The 17,127-nt window shown below is 60.4% G+C and carries 17 protein-coding genes and 1 pseudogene; 12 read left to right on the forward strand and 6 right to left on the reverse strand.

Features of this window, described 5'->3' with window-relative positions; all coding sequences use genetic code 11:
• Positions 1-10: 10 nt before the first annotated feature.
• A complete protein-coding gene (rpmB, locus tag BK658_RS03605; protein ID WP_007894701.1) occupies positions 11-244 on the reverse strand; it encodes a 50S ribosomal protein L28 in 234 nt (77 codons plus the stop codon).
• A 490-nt stretch (positions 245-734) separates the two neighbouring features.
• Between rpmB and BK658_RS03610 the strand changes: the two genes are divergently transcribed.
• Complete coding sequence (locus tag BK658_RS03610; RefSeq protein ID WP_123581091.1) at positions 735-2,321, forward strand: ABC transporter substrate-binding protein; 1,587 nt, start codon at positions 735-737, stop codon at positions 2,319-2,321.
• Positions 2,322-2,328: 7 nt separating this feature from the next.
• On the opposite strand, the gene radC is transcribed toward BK658_RS03610, so the two are convergent.
• The gene (gene radC, locus BK658_RS03615; RefSeq protein WP_123581092.1) at positions 2,329-3,003 is read right to left on the reverse strand and encodes a RadC family protein; all 675 of its coding nucleotides are present in this window, start codon (positions 3,001-3,003) and stop codon (positions 2,329-2,331) included.
• A 133-nt stretch (positions 3,004-3,136) separates the two neighbouring features.
• Between radC and coaBC the strand changes: the two genes are divergently transcribed.
• The 4 genes and pseudogenes from coaBC to argB all read left to right on the forward strand — a co-directional run bounded on the left by coaBC (position 3,137) and on the right by argB (position 7,395).
• On the forward strand, positions 3,137-4,345 hold the full coding sequence (gene coaBC / locus BK658_RS03620) for a bifunctional phosphopantothenoylcysteine decarboxylase/phosphopantothenate--cysteine ligase CoaBC (RefSeq protein ID WP_071552794.1): 1,209 nt from the start codon (positions 3,137-3,139) through the stop codon (positions 4,343-4,345).
• A gap of 5 nt (positions 4,346-4,350) precedes the next feature.
• A complete protein-coding gene (dut, locus tag BK658_RS03625) occupies positions 4,351-4,806 on the forward strand; it encodes a dUTP diphosphatase (RefSeq protein WP_123581093.1) in 456 nt (151 codons plus the stop codon).
• 267 nt (positions 4,807-5,073) lie between these two features.
• Positions 5,074-6,450, forward strand: a pseudogene (locus BK658_RS03630) (phosphomannomutase/phosphoglucomutase); the annotation flags it as partial.
• A gap of 39 nt (positions 6,451-6,489) precedes the next feature.
• On the forward strand, positions 6,490-7,395 hold the full coding sequence (gene argB / locus BK658_RS03635) for an acetylglutamate kinase (RefSeq protein ID WP_123581095.1): 906 nt from the start codon (positions 6,490-6,492) through the stop codon (positions 7,393-7,395).
• A gap of 164 nt (positions 7,396-7,559) precedes the next feature.
• On the opposite strand, the gene pyrE is transcribed toward argB, so the two are convergent.
• Positions 7,560-8,204 carry an orotate phosphoribosyltransferase gene (pyrE, locus tag BK658_RS03640; protein ID WP_123581096.1) on the reverse strand — a complete coding sequence of 215 codons (645 nt, stop codon included), beginning with the start codon at positions 8,202-8,204 and terminating at the stop codon, positions 7,560-7,562.
• Positions 8,205-8,286: 82 nt separating this feature from the next.
• Between pyrE and BK658_RS03645 the strand changes: the two genes are divergently transcribed.
• Positions 8,287-9,066 (forward strand): exodeoxyribonuclease III, encoded by a 780-nt coding sequence (locus BK658_RS03645; protein ID WP_003176915.1) that lies wholly within the window; start codon positions 8,287-8,289, stop codon positions 9,064-9,066.
• 175 nt (positions 9,067-9,241) lie between these two features.
• On the opposite strand, the gene BK658_RS03650 is transcribed toward BK658_RS03645, so the two are convergent.
• Both BK658_RS03650 and rph read right to left on the reverse strand, forming a co-directional pair.
• Complete coding sequence (locus tag BK658_RS03650) at positions 9,242-9,610, reverse strand: DUF4870 domain-containing protein (protein ID WP_123581097.1); 369 nt, start codon at positions 9,608-9,610, stop codon at positions 9,242-9,244.
• 34 nt (positions 9,611-9,644) lie between these two features.
• Positions 9,645-10,367 carry a ribonuclease PH gene (rph, locus tag BK658_RS03655; RefSeq protein ID WP_123581098.1) on the reverse strand — a complete coding sequence of 241 codons (723 nt, stop codon included), beginning with the start codon at positions 10,365-10,367 and terminating at the stop codon, positions 9,645-9,647.
• Between the two features lie 270 nt (positions 10,368-10,637).
• On the opposite strand from rph, the gene BK658_RS03660 reads away from it, so the two are divergent.
• The 6 genes from BK658_RS03660 to BK658_RS03685 all read left to right on the forward strand — a co-directional run bounded on the left by BK658_RS03660 (position 10,638) and on the right by BK658_RS03685 (position 15,942).
• Complete coding sequence (locus BK658_RS03660) at positions 10,638-11,501, forward strand: YicC/YloC family endoribonuclease (RefSeq protein WP_123581099.1); 864 nt, start codon at positions 10,638-10,640, stop codon at positions 11,499-11,501.
• A 12-nt stretch (positions 11,502-11,513) separates the two neighbouring features.
• A complete protein-coding gene (gmk, locus tag BK658_RS03665) occupies positions 11,514-12,134 on the forward strand; it encodes a guanylate kinase (RefSeq protein WP_019694279.1) in 621 nt (206 codons plus the stop codon).
• A 168-nt stretch (positions 12,135-12,302) separates the two neighbouring features.
• Positions 12,303-12,566 carry a DNA-directed RNA polymerase subunit omega gene (gene rpoZ, locus BK658_RS03670; RefSeq protein ID WP_003177259.1) on the forward strand — a complete coding sequence of 88 codons (264 nt, stop codon included), beginning with the start codon at positions 12,303-12,305 and terminating at the stop codon, positions 12,564-12,566.
• A gap of 57 nt (positions 12,567-12,623) precedes the next feature.
• On the forward strand, positions 12,624-14,729 hold the full coding sequence (spoT, locus tag BK658_RS03675; RefSeq protein WP_019694280.1) for a bifunctional GTP diphosphokinase/guanosine-3',5'-bis pyrophosphate 3'-pyrophosphohydrolase: 2,106 nt from the start codon (positions 12,624-12,626) through the stop codon (positions 14,727-14,729).
• Positions 14,730-14,765: 36 nt separating this feature from the next.
• On the forward strand, positions 14,766-15,146 hold the full coding sequence (locus BK658_RS03680; protein ID WP_003229509.1) for a RidA family protein: 381 nt from the start codon (positions 14,766-14,768) through the stop codon (positions 15,144-15,146).
• A 55-nt stretch (positions 15,147-15,201) separates the two neighbouring features.
• Positions 15,202-15,942 (forward strand): hypothetical protein, encoded by a 741-nt coding sequence (locus BK658_RS03685; protein ID WP_123581100.1) that lies wholly within the window; start codon positions 15,202-15,204, stop codon positions 15,940-15,942.
• 139 nt (positions 15,943-16,081) lie between these two features.
• Here BK658_RS03685 and BK658_RS03690 read toward each other — a convergent pair whose 3' ends face one another.
• On the reverse strand, positions 16,082-16,939 hold the full coding sequence (locus BK658_RS03690; RefSeq protein WP_123581101.1) for an SDR family oxidoreductase: 858 nt from the start codon (positions 16,937-16,939) through the stop codon (positions 16,082-16,084).
• Between the last annotated feature and the right edge of the window lie 188 nt (positions 16,940-17,127).

The following is a 17,127-nucleotide window of genomic DNA, read 5'->3' on the forward strand; positions in this document are numbered from 1 at the left end:
ATTAGCTCCCTTAGATCTTGCCAGCTTTGCGGATTTCGGCCAGCACGACAGTAATGCCACGCTTGTCGATGATACGCATGCCTTTGGCAGATACGCGCAGACGCACGAAACGTTTCTCTTCTTCAACCCAGAAGCGGTGATGCTGCAGGTTCGGCAGGAAACGACGACGGGTTTTGTTGTTTGCGTGGGAAATGTTATTCCCAGTCACCGGACCCTTACCGGTAACTTGACAGACTCTCGACATGCCTCAGCCCTCTAAAACCACATGCCCAACCCGGCATGGGTTGGCCGCTTAATCTCTCAGTCATTTGGCGCCAGGCGCCGCGTTTCTTTAAGGGTCTTACCGGCTACACCTACAGTGAAGGAACCGGGCCCCTAGAAAAGAGCGCTGCTTTATACCAGAAAGACCCCGTAGCAACAACTATCGGTGTGAACAGACTTTTCAAAAACCCTGGTTTTACGGCGCCAGACGCCTTGAACAAAGGCTGTCGATGGCCGCGACCGCTCGTCGCAGAGTACCGACATCCACGTCTGCGCAGACGGTTTTCCCGTGCCAATCTACTCTGATTGGCTTTGCACTGGGGCTCATACGGCGCAAATTTTGCCGAAAAAACAAGCCGGACGCACGTCACAAAATGAAAAAGGGGATAGTCATTTGTAAAAGAGCCCACTAGGGTAGCCATTTTCCAGACTGCACTCGCAGATGGGCCTTCGATCTGCACAGGAACTCACACATGCGCCTCGCTGCCCTACCGTTGTTGCTCGCCCCACTCTTGCTGAGCCCATTGGCCCAGGCTGCCGCTTTAAGCGTCTGCACCGAGGCCAGTCCGGAAGGGTTCGATGTCGTTCAATACAACTCGCTGACCACCACCAATGCTTCGGCCGACGTGCTGATGAACCGCCTGGTCGATTTCGATGCCGCCAGCGGCAAAGTCGTCCCCAGCCTGGCCGACAGCTGGGAAGTGTCGACCGATGGCCTGACGTATGTCTTCAAGCTGCACCCACAGGTGAAATTCCACCACACCGAGTACTTCAGCCCCACCCGTGACCTGAGCGCCGAAGACGTGAAGTTCAGCTTCGAGCGCATGCTCGACCCGGCCCACCCTTGGCACAAAGTCGCCCAAAGTGGCTTCCCTCATGCTCAATCGATGCAATTGCCCGCGCTGATCAAGAAAATCGACGCGCTGGACCCGCTGACCGTGCGCTTTACCCTGGACCATCCCGACTCGACCTTCCTTGCCACCCTGAGCATGGGTTTTGCCTCGATCTACTCGGCCGAGTATGCCGACCAGTTGCTCAAGGCCGGCACGCCCGAGAAGCTCAACAGCCAGCCGATCGGCAGCGGCCCGTTCATCTTCGGGCGCTTCCAGAAAGATGCGTCGATTCGCTACAAGGCCAACCGCGACTACTTTGCCGGCAAACCGGCAGTGGACAGCCTGGTATTCGCCATCACCCCGGACGCCAACGTGCGCTTGCAGAAACTGCGGCGCAACGAGTGCCAGATCGCCCTGTCGCCCAAACCACTGGACGTGCAGGCCGCTGCTCAGGAACCGACCCTGAAGGTCGAGAGCACACCGGCGTTCATGACCGCGTTCGTGGCCATCAACAGCCAGCACCCACCGCTGGATAAACCCGAAGTCCGCCAGGCGATCAATCTCGCCTTCGACAAGGCCAGCTACCTCAAGGCCGTTTTCGAAGACACCGCACAAGCTGCCAACGGTCCGTACCCGCCCAACACCTGGAGCTACGCCAAGGACCTGCCAGGTTATCCAAAGGACATCGCCAAGGCGCGCGCATTGCTGGCCAAGGTCGGGCTCAAGGAGGGCTTTAAAACCACGATCTGGACCCGCCCTTCCGGCAGCCTGCTCAACCCGAACCCCAGCCTTGGCGCCCAGCTGTTGCAGGCGGATCTGGCTGAAGTCGGGATACAGGCGGAAATCCGGGTGATTGAATGGGGCGAACTGATCCGCCGCGCCAAGGCCGGCGAACACGACCTGCTGTTCATGGGCTGGTCCGGCGACAACGGTGACCCGGATAACTTCCTCACGCCACAGTTCTCCTGCGCGGCGGTCCAGTCCGGGACCAACTTCGCCCGCTTCTGCGACCCGGGCCTGGACAAGGTTATCAGCGCCGGCAAGACCACAACCGAACAAGGCGTGCGCAGCAAGCTTTACGAACAGGCCCAGACGCAGATCCAGCAACAGGCGCTGTGGCTGCCACTGGCGCACCCGACCGCCTACGCATTGACGCGCAAGGACGTTCAGGGCTACCAGGTCAGCCCGTTTGGCCGTCAGGATTACTCGAAAGTCAGCCTGAAATAGTCCCGGACTACATCCACCCGTACTCGGCCATCGACAGCGGATCGCCGTCACCGACAATGAAATGGTCGAGTACCCGAACATCGATCAGGTCCAGCGCCTCTTGCAGGCGCTTGGTCAGCGCTCGATCCGCCTGACTGGGCTCGGCGCTGCCTGACGGATGGTTGTGGCACAGGATCAGCGCAGCGGCGTTGTGCGCGAGTGCACGCTTGACCACCTGACGCGGGTAGACGCTGGCACTGTCGATCGAGCCGCGAAACAGTATCTCGAACGCCAGCACCCGATGCCGGGAGTCCAGAAACAGGCAGCCAAACACCTCGTGCGGCTCATGGCGCAACATCGCCTTCAGGTAATTGCGCACTTCGATCGGGCTCTTGAGCACCGAGTCGCGACGCAAGCGTTCCGCCAAATGCCGCCGCGCCATCTCCAGCACCGCCTGCAATTGGGCGAACTTTGCCGGCCCCAGCCCAAGCTGGCTGCCGAACGTCTGCTGATCGGCCTCCAGCAACGTGCGCAGGCTGCCGAATTGATGCAACAGGTGGCGCGCCAGATCGACTGCGCTTTTGCCGGTCACCCCGGTGCGTAGAAAGATGGCCAGCAACTCGGCGTCCGAAAGGCTCGCCGAACCCTGCTCCAGAAGCTTCTCCCGCGGACGCTCTGCCGCCGGCCAATCGCGAATGCTCATAGCACCTCCATGTGTGTGGGCGCCGCTGTTCCGTTGCGGTCGCTGTGATATCGTAGTCCATCTTTTTTGCGGGCGATTTCACCCTGGGGAGGGGTTTCGCCACGTAGTCATCAATGAATTGAAAGGCAGGCCTATGCAGCGGCTGTATCGGAAACGCATCGTTCTCGGCGTCGGCGGCGGCATTGCCGCCTACAAGAGCGCCGAGCTGGTTCGCCGACTCATCGACCAGGGGGCCGAAGTGCGCGTGGTCATGACCCGCGGCGGCAGCGAGTTCATCACCCCGCTGACCATGCAGGCACTCTCCGGGCACCCGGTCCACCTGGACCTGCTGGACCCGGCGGCCGAAGCTGCGATGGGCCACATCGAGCTGGCCAAATGGGCCGACCTGGTACTGATCGCGCCGGCCACCGCCGATCTGATCGCGCGCCTGGCCCAAGGCATCGCCAATGACCTGCTGACCACCCTGGTACTGGCCACCGACGCCACCGTCGCGCTGGCCCCGGCGATGAACCAGGCCATGTGGCGCGACCCGGCCACCCAGGCCAACACCCAATTGCTCGAAAGTCGTGGCTTCAAGGTCTTCGGCCCGGCGTCCGGCAGCCAGGCCTGCGGCGACGTCGGCATGGGCCGCATGCTCGAAGCCAACGACCTGGCGCAATGCGCCGCCGACTGCTTCCAGCGCCAGGCGCTGACCGGCAAACACGTATTGATCACCGCCGGCCCGACCCAGGAAAACATCGACCCGGTGCGCTACATCACCAACCACAGCTCCGGGAAAATGGGCTTTGCCCTGGCCGAAGCCGCGGTTGAAGCCGGCGCCCGAGTGACCTTGATCACCGGCCCCGTGCACCTGCCAACCCCGGATCGCGTCACCCGGATCGACGTGGTCAGCGCTCGCGACATGCTCGCCGCCTGTGAAGCCGCGATCCCTTGCGACCTGTTCATCGCTTCTGCCGCGGTAGCGGACTATCGCCCGGAAGTTGTCGCCCCACAAAAACTCAAGAAAGACCCTACGAACGGCGACGGCTTGTTGCTGCAAATGGTCCGCAACCCAGACATTCTGGCGACCATTGCCACACGCCCCGACCGTCCGTTCAGTGTCGGTTTCGCCGCCGAAACCGAACACCTGCTCGACTACGCTGCACGCAAGCTGAAAGACAAAAACCTCGACCTGATCGTCGCCAACGACGTGGCCAACCCGAGCATTGGCTTCAACAGCGAGGAAAACGCTTGCAGCGTGATCGACCGGGAGTTGCACGCAACGCTCTTCGCCCAGACCAGCAAGGGCAAAATCGCCCGCCAGCTGATCACTTTTATCGCCGAACGTCTGAACCAGGTTTAACTCGCATGCACGCTTTACAAGCCAAGATCCTCGACCCACGCATTGGCCGCGAATTCCCGCTGCCGCAGTACGCCACGCCAGGCTCCGCCGGCCTCGACCTGCGGGCGATGCTGGAACAGGACACCGTCATCAAGCCAGGTGAAACCCTGCTGATCCCGACCGGCCTGTCGGTGTACATCGGCGATCCGGGCCTAGCAGCGCTGATCCTGCCGCGCTCGGGCCTGGGCCATAAGCACGGCATCGTGCTGGGCAACCTGGTCGGGCTGATCGACTCCGATTACCAGGGCCCGCTGATGGTCTCCTGCTGGAACCGCGGCCAGACCGACTTCAACATCGTGGTGGGTGAACGTCTTGCCCAACTGGTGCTGGTGCCGGTGGTTCAGGCGCACTTCGAGCTGGTTCAAGAGTTCGACGAAACCCAGCGCGGCGCGGGTGGCTTCGGTCACTCGGGCAGCCACTGATCCGCTGAAGCCCTCCCTGTAGGAGCGGGAGCAAGCGCCCTCACCACAAATTTCAAATTGTCATCTGTAAGGTTTAGCACCGAAAATCAAGGCATTGGCTGGCCAAAGCCCCGCTGTTAGCGGCAGCATGGCCTTTTCGCACCACGAACTCTCTGTGGAAAACGCCGTCATACCCTTCAGTTTGAACCTGTCGACACGTTGTTCGCAGGCAGGTCCCGCCACTTTCGAAATGGAGCATTCCCACAGATGAGCAGTCCAGCCCAAGTTGCACCGAAGTTCCCCGACAGCATCTTCCGCGCCTACGACATTCGCGGCACCGTCCCGGAATTCTTGACCGCTGAAACCGCTTACTGGATCGGTCGTGCCATCGGCTCCCAGACCCTGGCCCAGGACGAACCGAACATCTCCGTTGGCCGTGACGGTCGTTTATCCGGCCCGGAGTTGGTCGAGCAACTGATTCAGGGCCTGCACGACAGCGGCTGCCACGTCAGCGACGTCGGCCTGGTGCCAACCCCGGCGCTCTATTACGCAGCCAACGTGCTGGCCGGCAAGTCTGGCGTAATGCTTACCGGTAGCCACAACCCGTCGAACTACAACGGCTTCAAAATCGTGATTGCCGGCGACACCCTGGCCAACGAACAGATCCAGGCCCTGCACGAACGCCTGAAAACCAACAACCTGAGCAGCGGCAAGGGCAGCATCACCAAAGTAGAAATCCTCGACCGCTACACCACCGAAATCGTCCAGGACGTCAAACTCGCCCGACGCCTGAAAGTGGTAGTCGACTGCGGCAACGGTGCTGCCGGGGTTATTGCGCCTCAGCTGATCGAAGCGCTGAACTGCGAAGTCATCCCGTTGTTCTGCGACGTCGACGGCAACTTCCCGAACCACCACCCGGATCCGGGCAAGCCTGAGAACCTGGTGGACCTGATCGCCAAGGTCAAGGAAACCAACGCCGACCTGGGCCTGGCCTTCGACGGTGACGGCGACCGCGTCGGCGTGGTGACCAATACCGGCGACATCGTGTTCCCGGACCGTCTGCTGATGCTGTTTGCCAGGGATGTGGTTGCACGCAACCCGAACGCCGAGATCATCTTCGACGTCAAATGCACCCGTCGCCTGACTCCACTGATCAAGGAATACGGCGGTCGCCCGCTGATGTGGAAAACCGGTCATTCGTTGATCAAAAAGAAGATGAAACAAACCGGCGCCCTGCTCGCAGGCGAAATGAGCGGGCACATCTTCTTCAAGGAGCGCTGGTTCGGTTTCGACGACGGTATTTACAGCGCCGCGCGGCTGCTGGAGATCCTCAGCAAGGAAAAATCCAGCGCGCAAGAGTTGTTCGAGACCTTCCCGAACGATATTTCTACGCCAGAAATCAATATCCATGTGACCGAAGAGAGCAAATTCAGCATCATTGATGCACTGCACGATGCCCGTTGGGGCGACGGCGCCGAATTGACCACCATCGACGGTGTGCGAGTCGACTATGCCAAAGGCTGGGGCCTGGTTCGCGCGTCCAACACCACACCGGTGCTGGTCCTGCGTTTCGAGGCCGATAACGACGCCGAACTGCAGCGCATCAAGGATGTGTTCCACACCCAACTGAAACGTGTTGCACCTGACCTCCAACTACCGTTTTGACTTTTTGAAGCGCCTTTTATTGAAGTGCCGGAGCCCCGAATGACCATCGAACGCGAAGCCGCCGCCAACACCGCCAAGGTCCTGTCCGAAGCGCTGCCTTACATTCGCCGCTATGTCGGCAAGACCCTGGTGATCAAATACGGCGGCAACGCGATGGAAAGCGAGGAGCTGAAAACCGGCTTCGCCCGCGACATCGTGCTGATGAAGGCCGTGGGCATCAACCCGGTGGTGGTTCACGGCGGCGGCCCGCAAATCGGCGACCTGCTCAAGCGCCTCTCGATCGAGAGCCACTTCATCGACGGCATGCGCGTCACTGACGCCCAGACCATGGACGTGGTGGAAATGGTCCTCGGTGGCCAGGTGAACAAAGACATCGTCAACCTGATCAACCGCCACGGCGGCAGCGCCATCGGCCTGACCGGCAAAGACGCCGAGCTGATTCGTGCGAAGAAGCTCACCGTCACCCGTCAGACACCGGAGATGACCCAGCCGGAAATCATCGACATCGGCCAGGTGGGCGAAGTGGTCGGCATCAACACCGACCTGCTGAACCTGCTGGTCAAAGGCGATTTCATCCCGGTGATCGCGCCCATCGGCGTCGGCGTCAACGGCGAGTCGTACAACATCAACGCCGACCTGGTAGCCGGCAAGGTTGCTGAAGCGCTGAAAGCTGAAAAGCTGATGCTGCTGACCAACATCGCCGGCCTGATGGACAAGTCCGGCAAGGTCCTGACCGGCCTGAGCACCCAGCAGGTCGACGAACTGATCGCCGACGGCACCATCTACGGCGGCATGCTGCCGAAGATCCGTTGCGCGCTGGAAGCCGTACAGGGCGGCGTCGGCAGCTCGCTGATCATCGATGGCCGGGTACCGAATGCGATTCTGCTGGAGATTTTCACCGACACCGGTGTGGGCACCTTGATCAGCAATCGCAAGCGTCCGTAAGCAACACACATAAAAAGACCCCGCTCAGCCTGGCTGAGCGGGGTCTTTTTGTTTGTGCTTTCCCTGTGGGAGCGAGCCTGCTCGCGATAGCGGTCTTTCAGTCACATCAATTTGAATGTGAAGGCCTCATCGCGAGCAGGCTCGCTCCCACAAGGGGAATGGCGTTAGACGCCGAACTGCGCGCGATAGGCTTCTACCGCCGGCAAATGCTGCTTGAGCTGTGGATCGTCGGCGAGGAACTCCAGCACCTGATTCAGCGAAACAATGCTGATCACCGGGATACCGAAGTCACGCTCCACTTCCTGGATTGCCGACAATTCACCGTTGCCACGCTCCTGACGGTTCAGCGCGATCAGCACGCCGGCCGCCTTGGCGCCTTCCTGGGAAGCGATGATCTGCATCACTTCACGGATTGCGGTACCGGCGGTGATCACGTCGTCGATGATCAGCACGTCGCCGGTCAATGGCGCGCCGACCAGGCTGCCGCCTTCGCCGTGGGCCTTGGCTTCCTTGCGGTTGAAGCACCATGGCAGATCGCGGCCATGGTGCTCAGCCAATGCCACGGCAGTGGTCGCCGCCAAAGGAATGCCTTTGTACGCAGGGCCAAACAGCACATCGAACGCAATGCCGCTCTCGACGATGGCTGCCGCGTAGAAACGACCCAGCTGCGCCAGCGCAGAACCCGAGTTGAAAAGGCCAGCATTGAAGAAGTAAGGACTGGTACGCCCGGACTTCAGGGTGAACTCACCGAAGCGCAAAACGCCGCGATCGATGGCAAAACGAATGAAGTCGCGCTGATACGCTTGCATGAAAAAAACCCCAAATACCACGGATTTAGCTAATTAGGTAGACGCCGTGTATCATACACGCACGCGATTTTTGGGGCCATTTATGCGGATCATCAGTGTGAACGTCAATGGTATTCAGGCTGCAGTCGAGCGTGGTTTGCTCAGTTGGTTGCAGGCACAGAATGCCGACGTCATCTGCCTGCAGGACACCCGCGCCTCCGCCTTTGAACTGGACGATCCAGCCTTCCAACTGGATGGCTACTTCCTTTATGCCTGCGATGCCGAAGTTCCCGCCCAAGGTGGCGTGGCTTTGTACTCGCGGTTGCAACCGAAGGCTGTCATCAGCGGTCTCGGCTTTGAGACGGCCGACCGCTACGGGCGCTACCTGCAAGCCGATTTCGACAAGGTCAGCATCGCGACCTTGCTGCTCCCTTCGGGGCAGAACGGCGATGAAGACTTGAACCAGAAGTTCAAGCTAATGGACGATTTCGCCCGTTATCTGGATAAACAGCGGCGCAAACGTCGCGAGTACATTTATTGTGGCTCGCTGTACGTCGCGCAACAAAAGCTGGATATCAAGAACTGGCGCGACAGCCAGCAATCCCCGGGCTTCCTGGCGCCAGAGCGTGCCTGGATGGACGAGATTGTCGGCAACATGGGATATGTCGACGCCCTGCGCGAAGTCAGCCGCGAAGGCGATCAGTACAGCTGGTGGCCAGACAACGAACAGGCCGAGATGCTCAACCTGGGCTGGCGTTTCGACTACCAGCTGCTGACCCCGGGCCTGCGCCGCTTTGTACGCAGTGCTCGCTTGCCACGTCAGCCGCGGTTCTCGCAACACGCGCCACTGATCGTGGACTACGACTGGACGCTGACGATCTAAGCGTTTTTTCGCAGCTACAAAAAAGCCGACAGAGATGTCGGCTTTTCTATGGGTGCTGATTATTCAATGTGGGAGCGAGCCTGCTCGCGATGACGGTAGACCAGACACCGACGCGGTGACTGTCAGACTGCTATCGCGAGCAGGCTCGCTCCCACAAAGGAATCCTCACCGACCATTACTTGATCGGCCGCCAGGTGAAGGGGTAACGGTAAGCCACACCCTCATTGGCCTTGACGCCGCCAATGATGGTCAGCACCACCGCCGCGATCACCAGCAAGCCGAACAGCGGGATGCCGATCAATACGAACATCAGCGGAATACAGATCGTAGCCGCCACCGCCACGGTGATCTGGAAATTCAGCGCTTCCTTGCCCTGCGCGTCGATGAACGGGTCCTGCTCGCGCTTCATCTGCCACAGGATCAGCGGCCCGATCAGGCTGCCGAACGGAAACCAGTAGCCGAGAAACGCCGACAAATGACAGAACATCGCCCATTGCCTGACTTCCTGGCTCGGTGCGGGTGCGGGTAGCTGGTCGTCATTCATGGCGCTCTCCTTATCCTGGAATGAGTTCGAATACTCAGTCGGCCAATGCAGCTTTTTGCAGATCGAAAATTTCGCTCATGCCTTTTTTCGCCAGCTCCAGCATCGCGTTCAGCTCTTCAGGCTGGAACGGCGCGCCTTCAGCGGTGCCCTGCACTTCGATGAAACCACCGGTGCTGGTCATCACCACGTTGAGGTCGGTCTCGGCAGCCGAGTCTTCAAGGTAGTCCAGATCCAGCACGGGCTCGCCCTGGTACATGCCCACCGACACGGCAGCAATCATCTGCTTGAGCGGGTCACCGCCTTTCAGGCCGCCGCGCTTCTTGATCACTTTCAAGGCGTCGACCAGCGCAACCATGGCGCCGGTGATCGAGGCAGTACGCGTACCGCCGTCGGCCTGGATCACGTCGCAGTCAACGTACAGGGTCACGTCACCCAGCTTGGACATATCCAGCGCAGCGCGCAGGGAACGACCGATCAGACGCTGGATCTCCAGCGTACGGCCGCCTTGCTTGCCGCGGCTCGCTTCGCGCTGGTTACGCTCGCCAGTGGCGCGCGGCAACATGCCGTATTCGGCGGTCAGCCAGCCTTGGCCCTGCCCCTTGAGGAAGCGCGGCACACCGTTTTCGACGCTGACGGTGCAGATCACCTTGGTATCACCGAACTCGACCAGTACAGATCCCTCGGCGTGTTTGGTGTAGTTGCGGGTAATGCGGATCGAGCGGAGCTGATCGGCAACGCGACCACTTGGACGTTTCATAGGGGAACACCTGTACGGAGGACGGAAATCTGCCGAGCATTATAGGGCGACCGGGCGCGCCTGGGCACTTCTAAAAAACCCGGGCGACGAGCGAGGGCTCTGAACCGCGCTCTGCGACGACCTGCAGCGCTTTGTCACACGCGCCATTTGGGAGCATCCGCCGCACTGCGCTACAATCCTGCGCCTTTGCAGCCTGTAGGCTTTAATTCATCTAACCAGGTCCGTTGAGCCCGCAGGGTTCGGCGCCGGCCTGAATCGCGAGGTACCTCCATGGTGCACAGCATGACCGCCTTCGCCCGCGTCGAAAAAGCCGGCAGCCAGGGCACCCTGAGCTGGGAGCTGCGCTCGGTCAACAGCCGCTACCTGGAACCGCACCTGCGCCTGCCAGAGTCCTTTCGCGACCTCGAAGGCAACGTGCGCGAAGCGCTGCGTCAGGGCCTGTCGCGCGGCAAACTCGAATGCACGCTGCGCTTCACCGAAGAAACCGCCGGCAAACCGCTGCAAGTCGACCGCGAACGCGCCGCGCAACTGGTCGCCGCCGCCGAGACCGTCGCCAGCCTGATCAACAATCCTTCAGCCCTCAACCCGCTGGAAGTGCTGGCCTGGCCTGGCGTGCTGGTCGCTGACGCAAGCGACCCGCAAGCGCTCAACGCCGAGGCGCTGGCCCTGTTCAATGAAGGCCTCAAGGAACTCAAGGCTGGCCGCGAGCGCGAAGGTGCGGAGCTGGCCCGGCTGATCAACGATCGCCTGACGTCGATTGAAGAAGACGTGGTGACCCTGCGCGAACTGGTTCCGCAGATGCTCGCCACCCAGCGTCAGAAGGTGCTCGACCGCTTTGCCGACATGAAGGCCGAGCTCGACCCGCAGCGCCTGGAACAGGAAATGGTCATGCTCGCGCAAAAAAGCGACGTCGCCGAAGAACTGGACCGCCTGAGCACCCACATCATTGAAGTACGCCGCGTGCTCAAGTCCGGCGGCGCTGCCGGTCGACGCCTCGACTTCCTGATGCAGGAGCTCAACCGCGAAGCCAATACACTGGGCTCCAAAGCCTTCGACCCGCGCAGCACCCAGGCTGCGGTCAACCTCAAAGTGTTGATCGAGCAGATGCGCGAACAAGTGCAGAACATTGAGTAAGGCTACCCCGACATGACCCACAGCACTGGCACCCTGTACATCATTTCCGCCCCGTCCGGCGCTGGCAAAACCAGCCTGGTCAAGGACCTGATCAACGATCTTCCACAGATCCGTCTTTCGATCTCGCACACCACCCGCGCCATGCGCCAGGGCGAAGTGGACGGGGTGAACTACCACTTTGTCGACCGCACCCAGTTCGTGAAGATGATCGAGCACGGCGACTTCCTGGAGCGCGCCGAAGTGTTCGGCAACCTCTATGGCACTTCGCAAAGCCACCTGCAGCAGACCCTGGATGAAGGCCACGACCTGATCCTGGAAATCGACTGGCAAGGCGCCGAGCAGGTGCGCAAGTTGATGCCGCATGCGCGCTCGATCTTCATTCTGCCGCCCTCCCAGGAGGCCTTGCGCCAACGCCTGCACGGCCGTGGCCAGGACAGCCACGAGATCATTGAAGGCCGGATGCGCGAAGCGGTCAGCGAGATGAGCCACTACGTCGACTACGACTACCTGATCATCAACGATGATTTCAACCAGGCGCTGGAAGACCTGAAAGCGATTTTCCGCGCTAATCAATTGCATCAGAAGCGTCAGCAACAGCGTTTCGGTAAATTACTTGCCGAATTGCTGGGCTGAATCAGCTCTTCCCAAAACCGCTGCAAGGGCTTTACATTGGCACTTGCAGCGCGTTGAAGGGCTTGGTTAAAAAATCAGCGCTTCCCTAATCGCTGGTGATTTTTTAAACTGTTGAGTCCGCTCGCCCAACCGGGCAGCGCGCATATTGCATTCGCTCCGAGGAATACCATGGCCCGCGTAACCGTTGAAGACTGCCTAGAACACGTGGAAAACCGCTTTGAGCTGGTCATGCTCTCTACCAAGCGTGCCCGTCAACTGGCCACCGGCGGCAAAGAGCCTCTGGTCCAGTGGGAAAACGACAAACCTACCGTTGTGGCCCTGCGTGAAATCGCTGAAGGCCTGATGAGCTACGAGTTCATCGCCAATGCTGAAATCGTCGAAGACGAACCGCTGTTCGCAGCGTTCGAGGACGAGTCCAACGAGGCCGTCTAAGCCCATGCCTGGTCGACGTAGTACGGCGCGGGGTCACAGCGAACGGCAGGAGTCATCATGCCGAGCATAGACGCCCTCGCCGAACGCTTATCGACCTACCTCGGCACTGACCAGGTCAACCTGGTCCGCCGAGCGTACTTCTACGCCGAACAAGCCCACGACGGCCAGCGCCGCCGCAGCGGCGAGGCGTACGTCACGCACCCGCTAGCGGTCGCGAATATTCTTGCCGACATGCACATGGACCATCAGAGTTTGATGGCCGCGATGCTGCATGACGTGATCGAAGACACCGGTATTGCCAAGGAAGCGCTCTCTGCGCAGTTTGGCGAAACCGTGGCCGAACTGGTCGACGGGGTCAGCAAACTGACCCAGATGAACTTCGAGACCAAAGCCGAAGCCCAAGCCGAAAACTTCCAGAAAATGGCCATGGCCATGGCGCGCGATATTCGCGTGATCCTGGTCAAACTGGCCGACCGCCTGCACAACATGCGCACGCTGGAAGTCCTGTCCGGTGAAAAACGCCGGCGGATCGCCAAGGAAACCCTGGAAATCTACGCGCCCATCGCCAACCGGCTAGGTATGCACGCGATCCGCGTAGAATTCGAAGACCTGGGCTTCAAGGCGATGCACCCGATGCGTTCCGCGCGGATCTACCAGGCGGTCAAACGCGCCCGGGGCAATCGCAAGGAAATCGTCAACAAGATCGAAGAATCCCTCAGCCACTGCCTGGCCATCGACGGCATTCAGGGCGAGGTCAGCGGTCGCCAGAAACACCTCTACGGCATCTACACGAAAATGCGCGGCAAGCGCCGGGCCTTCAACGAGATCATGGACGTCTACGCGTTCCGGATCATCGTCGACAAGGTCGATACCTGCTACCGCGTGCTCGGTGCTGTGCATAATTTGTACAAACCGTTGCCGGGTCGCTTCAAGGATTACATCGCGATTCCCAAGGCCAACGGCTATCAGTCGCTGCACACCACGCTCTTCGGCATGCACGGCGTACCGATCGAAATCCAGATCCGCACCCGTGAAATGGAAGAGATGGCCAACAACGGCATCGCCGCCCATTGGCTGTACAAATCCAGCGGCGACGAGCAGCCAAAAGGCACTCACGCCCGCGCCCGCCAGTGGGTCAAGGGCGTGCTGGAAATGCAGCAACGCGCCGGCAACTCGCTGGAATTCATTGAAAGCGTGAAGATCGACCTGTTCCCGGACGAGGTCTACGTGTTCACGCCAAAAGGCCGGATCATGGAGCTGCCAAAAGGCTCCACGGCGGTCGACTTCGCTTACGCGGTGCACACCGACGTTGGCAACAGCTGCATCGCCTGCCGGATCAACCGTCGCCTGGCGCCGCTGTCCGAACCACTGCAAAGCGGCTCGACGGTCGAGATCGTCAGCGCTCCGGGCGCACGGCCGAACCCGGCCTGGCTCAACTTCGTGGTCACCGGCAAGGCCCGCACACATATTCGTCACGCGCTGAAACTGCAGCGCCGCTCCGAGTCCATCAGCCTCGGCGAACGCCTGCTGAACAAGGTACTCAACGGCTTCGACAGCTCGCTGGAAAAAGTCCCGGCCGAGCGCATCAAGGCGATGCTCAACGAATACCGCCTCGAACTGATCGAAGACCTGCTCGAAGACATCGGCCTGGGCAATCGCATGGCCTACGTCGTCGCCCGCCGCCTGCTTGGCGAAGGCGAACAGCTGCCAAGCCCGGAAGGTCCGCTGGCGATTCGCGGCACCGAAGGCCTGGTGCTCAGTTACGCCAAGTGCTGCACGCCGATCCCGGGCGACCCGATTGTCGGCCACCTGTCTGCCGGCAAAGGCATGGTCGTGCACCTGGACAACTGCCGCAACATCAGCGAAATCCGCCATAACCCGGAAAAATGCATCCAGCTCTCTTGGGCCAAGGATGTCACCGGTGAATTCAACGTCGAACTGCGCGTCGAGCTGGAACACCAGCGCGGCCTGATTGCCTTGCTGGCCAGCAGCGTCAACGCTGCGGACGGCAACATCGAAAAAATCAGCATGGACGAACGCGACGGTCGTATCAGCGTGGTCCAACTGGTGGTCAGCGTACACGACCGTGTACACCTGGCCCGCGTGATCAAGAAACTGCGCGCCCTGACCGGGGTGATTCGCATCACCCGCATGCGTGCCTAGCTCGTCCATCCAGCACCCCATTACAAGGAGTCATACATGACCAAGACTGTTATCACCAGCGACAAGGCCCCGGCCGCCATCGGTACTTACTCCCAGGCGATCAAGGCTGGCAACACCGTCTACATGTCCGGCCAGATCCCGCTCGATCCAAAAACCATGGAACTGGTCGAAGGCTTCGAAGCCCAGACCGTCCAGGTGTTCGAGAACCTGAAAGCCGTGGCTGAAGCCGCTGGCGGTTCGTTCAAGGACATCGTCAAACTGAACATCTTCCTCACCGACCTGAGCCACTTCGCCAAGGTCAACGAGATCATGGGCAAATACTTCGACCAGCCTTACCCTGCGCGCGCCGCCATCGGCGTGGCCGCCCTGCCAAAGGGTTCGCAGGTTGAAATGGACGCCATCCTGGTCATCGAGTAATACGCACGGCGCAGCCTCCCAGGCTGCGCCGACTTCGTTCTGTAAGGATCTCCTCATGCGCAAAGCGCTAGCTCTCTCGTTGCTCGCGGTGTTTCTCGGTGGCTGTGCCAGTAACCCTGCCGACCGCGACATCAGTGGCACCTGGATCAACCAGTCGGCAATCGATGCGGCGGCCAAGGGCGGCCCGCTGCGCGAAGCGCTGCAAGCCTATGGCCCGAACCTGGAGTGGGACGTCAACACCAAGGCCGGCCAGGCGCGGTACACAAACGGTTTCGAGAACGTCGAAGGCAAAATGCTCGGCGGGAAATCCGATGCCTGGAAAGTCGAGTTTTATGGCAGCGCTGCCACCGAATTGAAGCGCGACGGCAAACAGTTGCACCAAGTGGCCAACGACAACGAGCCCGAGCAACTGTTTGACCGCGCCAAAGACATCGCTCCCGAAGGCGCGCCGATTGGCGCCAGCTTCGAGCGCGCGCTGTACTCAGCGTACCTGGGCGGCAGCTGGAAGATCGTCAACGGTCCTGGCGAAGGCAGCACCGTGCAGTTCCAGGCCGATGGCGCCGTTCAGGGCCTGCCCGGCGCTGACCGTTACGCGCTGTGCCTGGCGGGCGACTGCGCCTCCATGAGCGGCGGCCACGACACGGTCTGGCTGCAACTGAGCGGCCAAGGCAACCCGTGGATCTTCACCCGCAACGGCAAACAGATGGAAATCTTCCAGGCAGTCAACGGCGCCCAGACGGACGAAGTACCTTCGTTCGCCCCTGGCAATCGCCAATGGACACTGGAAAAACAGTGATCCTGCTCTAGGGTCACCAAAGAACCAATGTGGGAGCGAGCTTGCTCGCGATGACGGCGTAACATTCAATGATGATGTTGAATGTTAAGGCCCCTTCGCGAGCAGGCTCGCTCCCACAGTTGTTTGTGGTGTTTGACTGTCAGCTGCGGTCTTCAAGAATCGCCGCATACCCTTCGCGAAAGCTCGGATAGCGCGGTGTCCAACCCAGCGCCTTGGCGCGAGCATTGCTGCAACGCTTGCTGCCGGTACGGCGCACGCTGGCATCGTCGGCCCATTCGGTCACCCCAAGGTACTCGCGCAACCAGCCCACCACATCCGACAACGGCGCGGGCGCGTCGTCGACACCGATATAGCACTCATCCAGTGCGGCACCCTGGTCATCCGCCTTGAGCAAGAAGGCCAGCAAGCCTGCGGCGTCGTCGGCATGAATACGATTGGCATACAGCGGCGGGTCGATGGCCACGCGATACCCCCCGCGCACCTGCGTCAGTAGCCGCTCGCGGCCCGGACCGTAAATCCCGGTCAAGCGCACAAGACTGGCAGGGATGCCGCTGTTCAAAGCAACCTGCTCAGCTTCCAGCATCACTCGCCCGGAATAGCCGTCCGCTTGAGTCGGCGAAGTTTCATCGACCCATTCACCATTCTGCTGCCCATAAACGCTACTGCTGGAAACGAACAGCAGGTGCTTGGGCGCCTGGCCGTAGTCGTCCAGCCAACCCAGCACATGCTGCAAACCCTGGACATAAGCGGCGCGGTAACCGGCTTCATCGTGATCGGTGGCGGCCGCGCAATACACCAGGTAATCCACCGCACCGACGGGCCAGGTCGCCGGGCAGTCTTCATTGAACAAGTCGCCGGCAACGCCAATAACGCCCTCGGGCAAGCGCGAGATGTCACGCCGCAAGCCATGAACCTCCCACCCCGAGGCCAACAGTTGAGTGGCCAGACGGCCGCCGACATCGCCACAACCGGCGATTAAAACAGAAGGCGCGGACATCAAAATTCTCCCATCAGAAAGGTACAGGCTAGCCTTGGCATTGGGCGCGCGGCTAGCAATCAAAGAAAAAAAGAGACTCTATTACTTTTGTTAACAAGAATTACTTGCAATAATGCCCGCCACTTTTGTTCTCGGCCCACGAGGCCTGGAAGGACATTCAACCCTCTTCTTCTCTCAGGTCCGGCCAG

Origin of the sequence: Pseudomonas brassicacearum (assembly GCF_003732175.1) — a bacterium.
GTDB lineage: Bacteria > Pseudomonadota > Gammaproteobacteria > Pseudomonadales > Pseudomonadaceae > Aquipseudomonas > Aquipseudomonas brassicacearum_G.

Coding starts and splice junctions, on each gene's coding strand:
- argB (WP_123581095.1), top strand. CDS start 6,490: ATGACCATCGAACGCGAAGCCGCCGCCAACACCGCCAAGGTCCTGTCC.
- dut (WP_123581093.1), top strand. CDS start 4,351: ATGCACGCTTTACAAGCCAAGATCCTCGACCCACGCATTGGCCGCGAA.
- BK658_RS03690 (WP_123581101.1), bottom strand. CDS start 16,939: ATGTCCGCGCCTTCTGTTTTAATCGCCGGTTGTGGCGATGTCGGCGGC.
- BK658_RS03645 (WP_003176915.1), top strand. CDS start 8,287: ATGCGGATCATCAGTGTGAACGTCAATGGTATTCAGGCTGCAGTCGAG.
- rpmB (WP_007894701.1), bottom strand. CDS start 244: ATGTCGAGAGTCTGTCAAGTTACCGGTAAGGGTCCGGTGACTGGGAAT.
- coaBC (WP_071552794.1), top strand. CDS start 3,137: ATGCAGCGGCTGTATCGGAAACGCATCGTTCTCGGCGTCGGCGGCGGC.
- BK658_RS03680 (WP_003229509.1), top strand. CDS start 14,766: ATGACCAAGACTGTTATCACCAGCGACAAGGCCCCGGCCGCCATCGGT.
- BK658_RS03685 (WP_123581100.1), top strand. CDS start 15,202: ATGCGCAAAGCGCTAGCTCTCTCGTTGCTCGCGGTGTTTCTCGGTGGC.
- BK658_RS03610 (WP_123581091.1), top strand. CDS start 735: ATGCGCCTCGCTGCCCTACCGTTGTTGCTCGCCCCACTCTTGCTGAGC.
- BK658_RS03650 (WP_123581097.1), bottom strand. CDS start 9,610: ATGAATGACGACCAGCTACCCGCACCCGCACCGAGCCAGGAAGTCAGG.
- gmk (WP_019694279.1), top strand. CDS start 11,514: ATGACCCACAGCACTGGCACCCTGTACATCATTTCCGCCCCGTCCGGC.
- rpoZ (WP_003177259.1), top strand. CDS start 12,303: ATGGCCCGCGTAACCGTTGAAGACTGCCTAGAACACGTGGAAAACCGC.
- spoT (WP_019694280.1), top strand. CDS start 12,624: ATGCCGAGCATAGACGCCCTCGCCGAACGCTTATCGACCTACCTCGGC.
- radC (WP_123581092.1), bottom strand. CDS start 3,003: ATGAGCATTCGCGATTGGCCGGCGGCAGAGCGTCCGCGGGAGAAGCTT.
- pyrE (WP_123581096.1), bottom strand. CDS start 8,204: ATGCAAGCGTATCAGCGCGACTTCATTCGTTTTGCCATCGATCGCGGC.
- rph (WP_123581098.1), bottom strand. CDS start 10,367: ATGAAACGTCCAAGTGGTCGCGTTGCCGATCAGCTCCGCTCGATCCGC.
- BK658_RS03660 (WP_123581099.1), top strand. CDS start 10,638: ATGGTGCACAGCATGACCGCCTTCGCCCGCGTCGAAAAAGCCGGCAGC.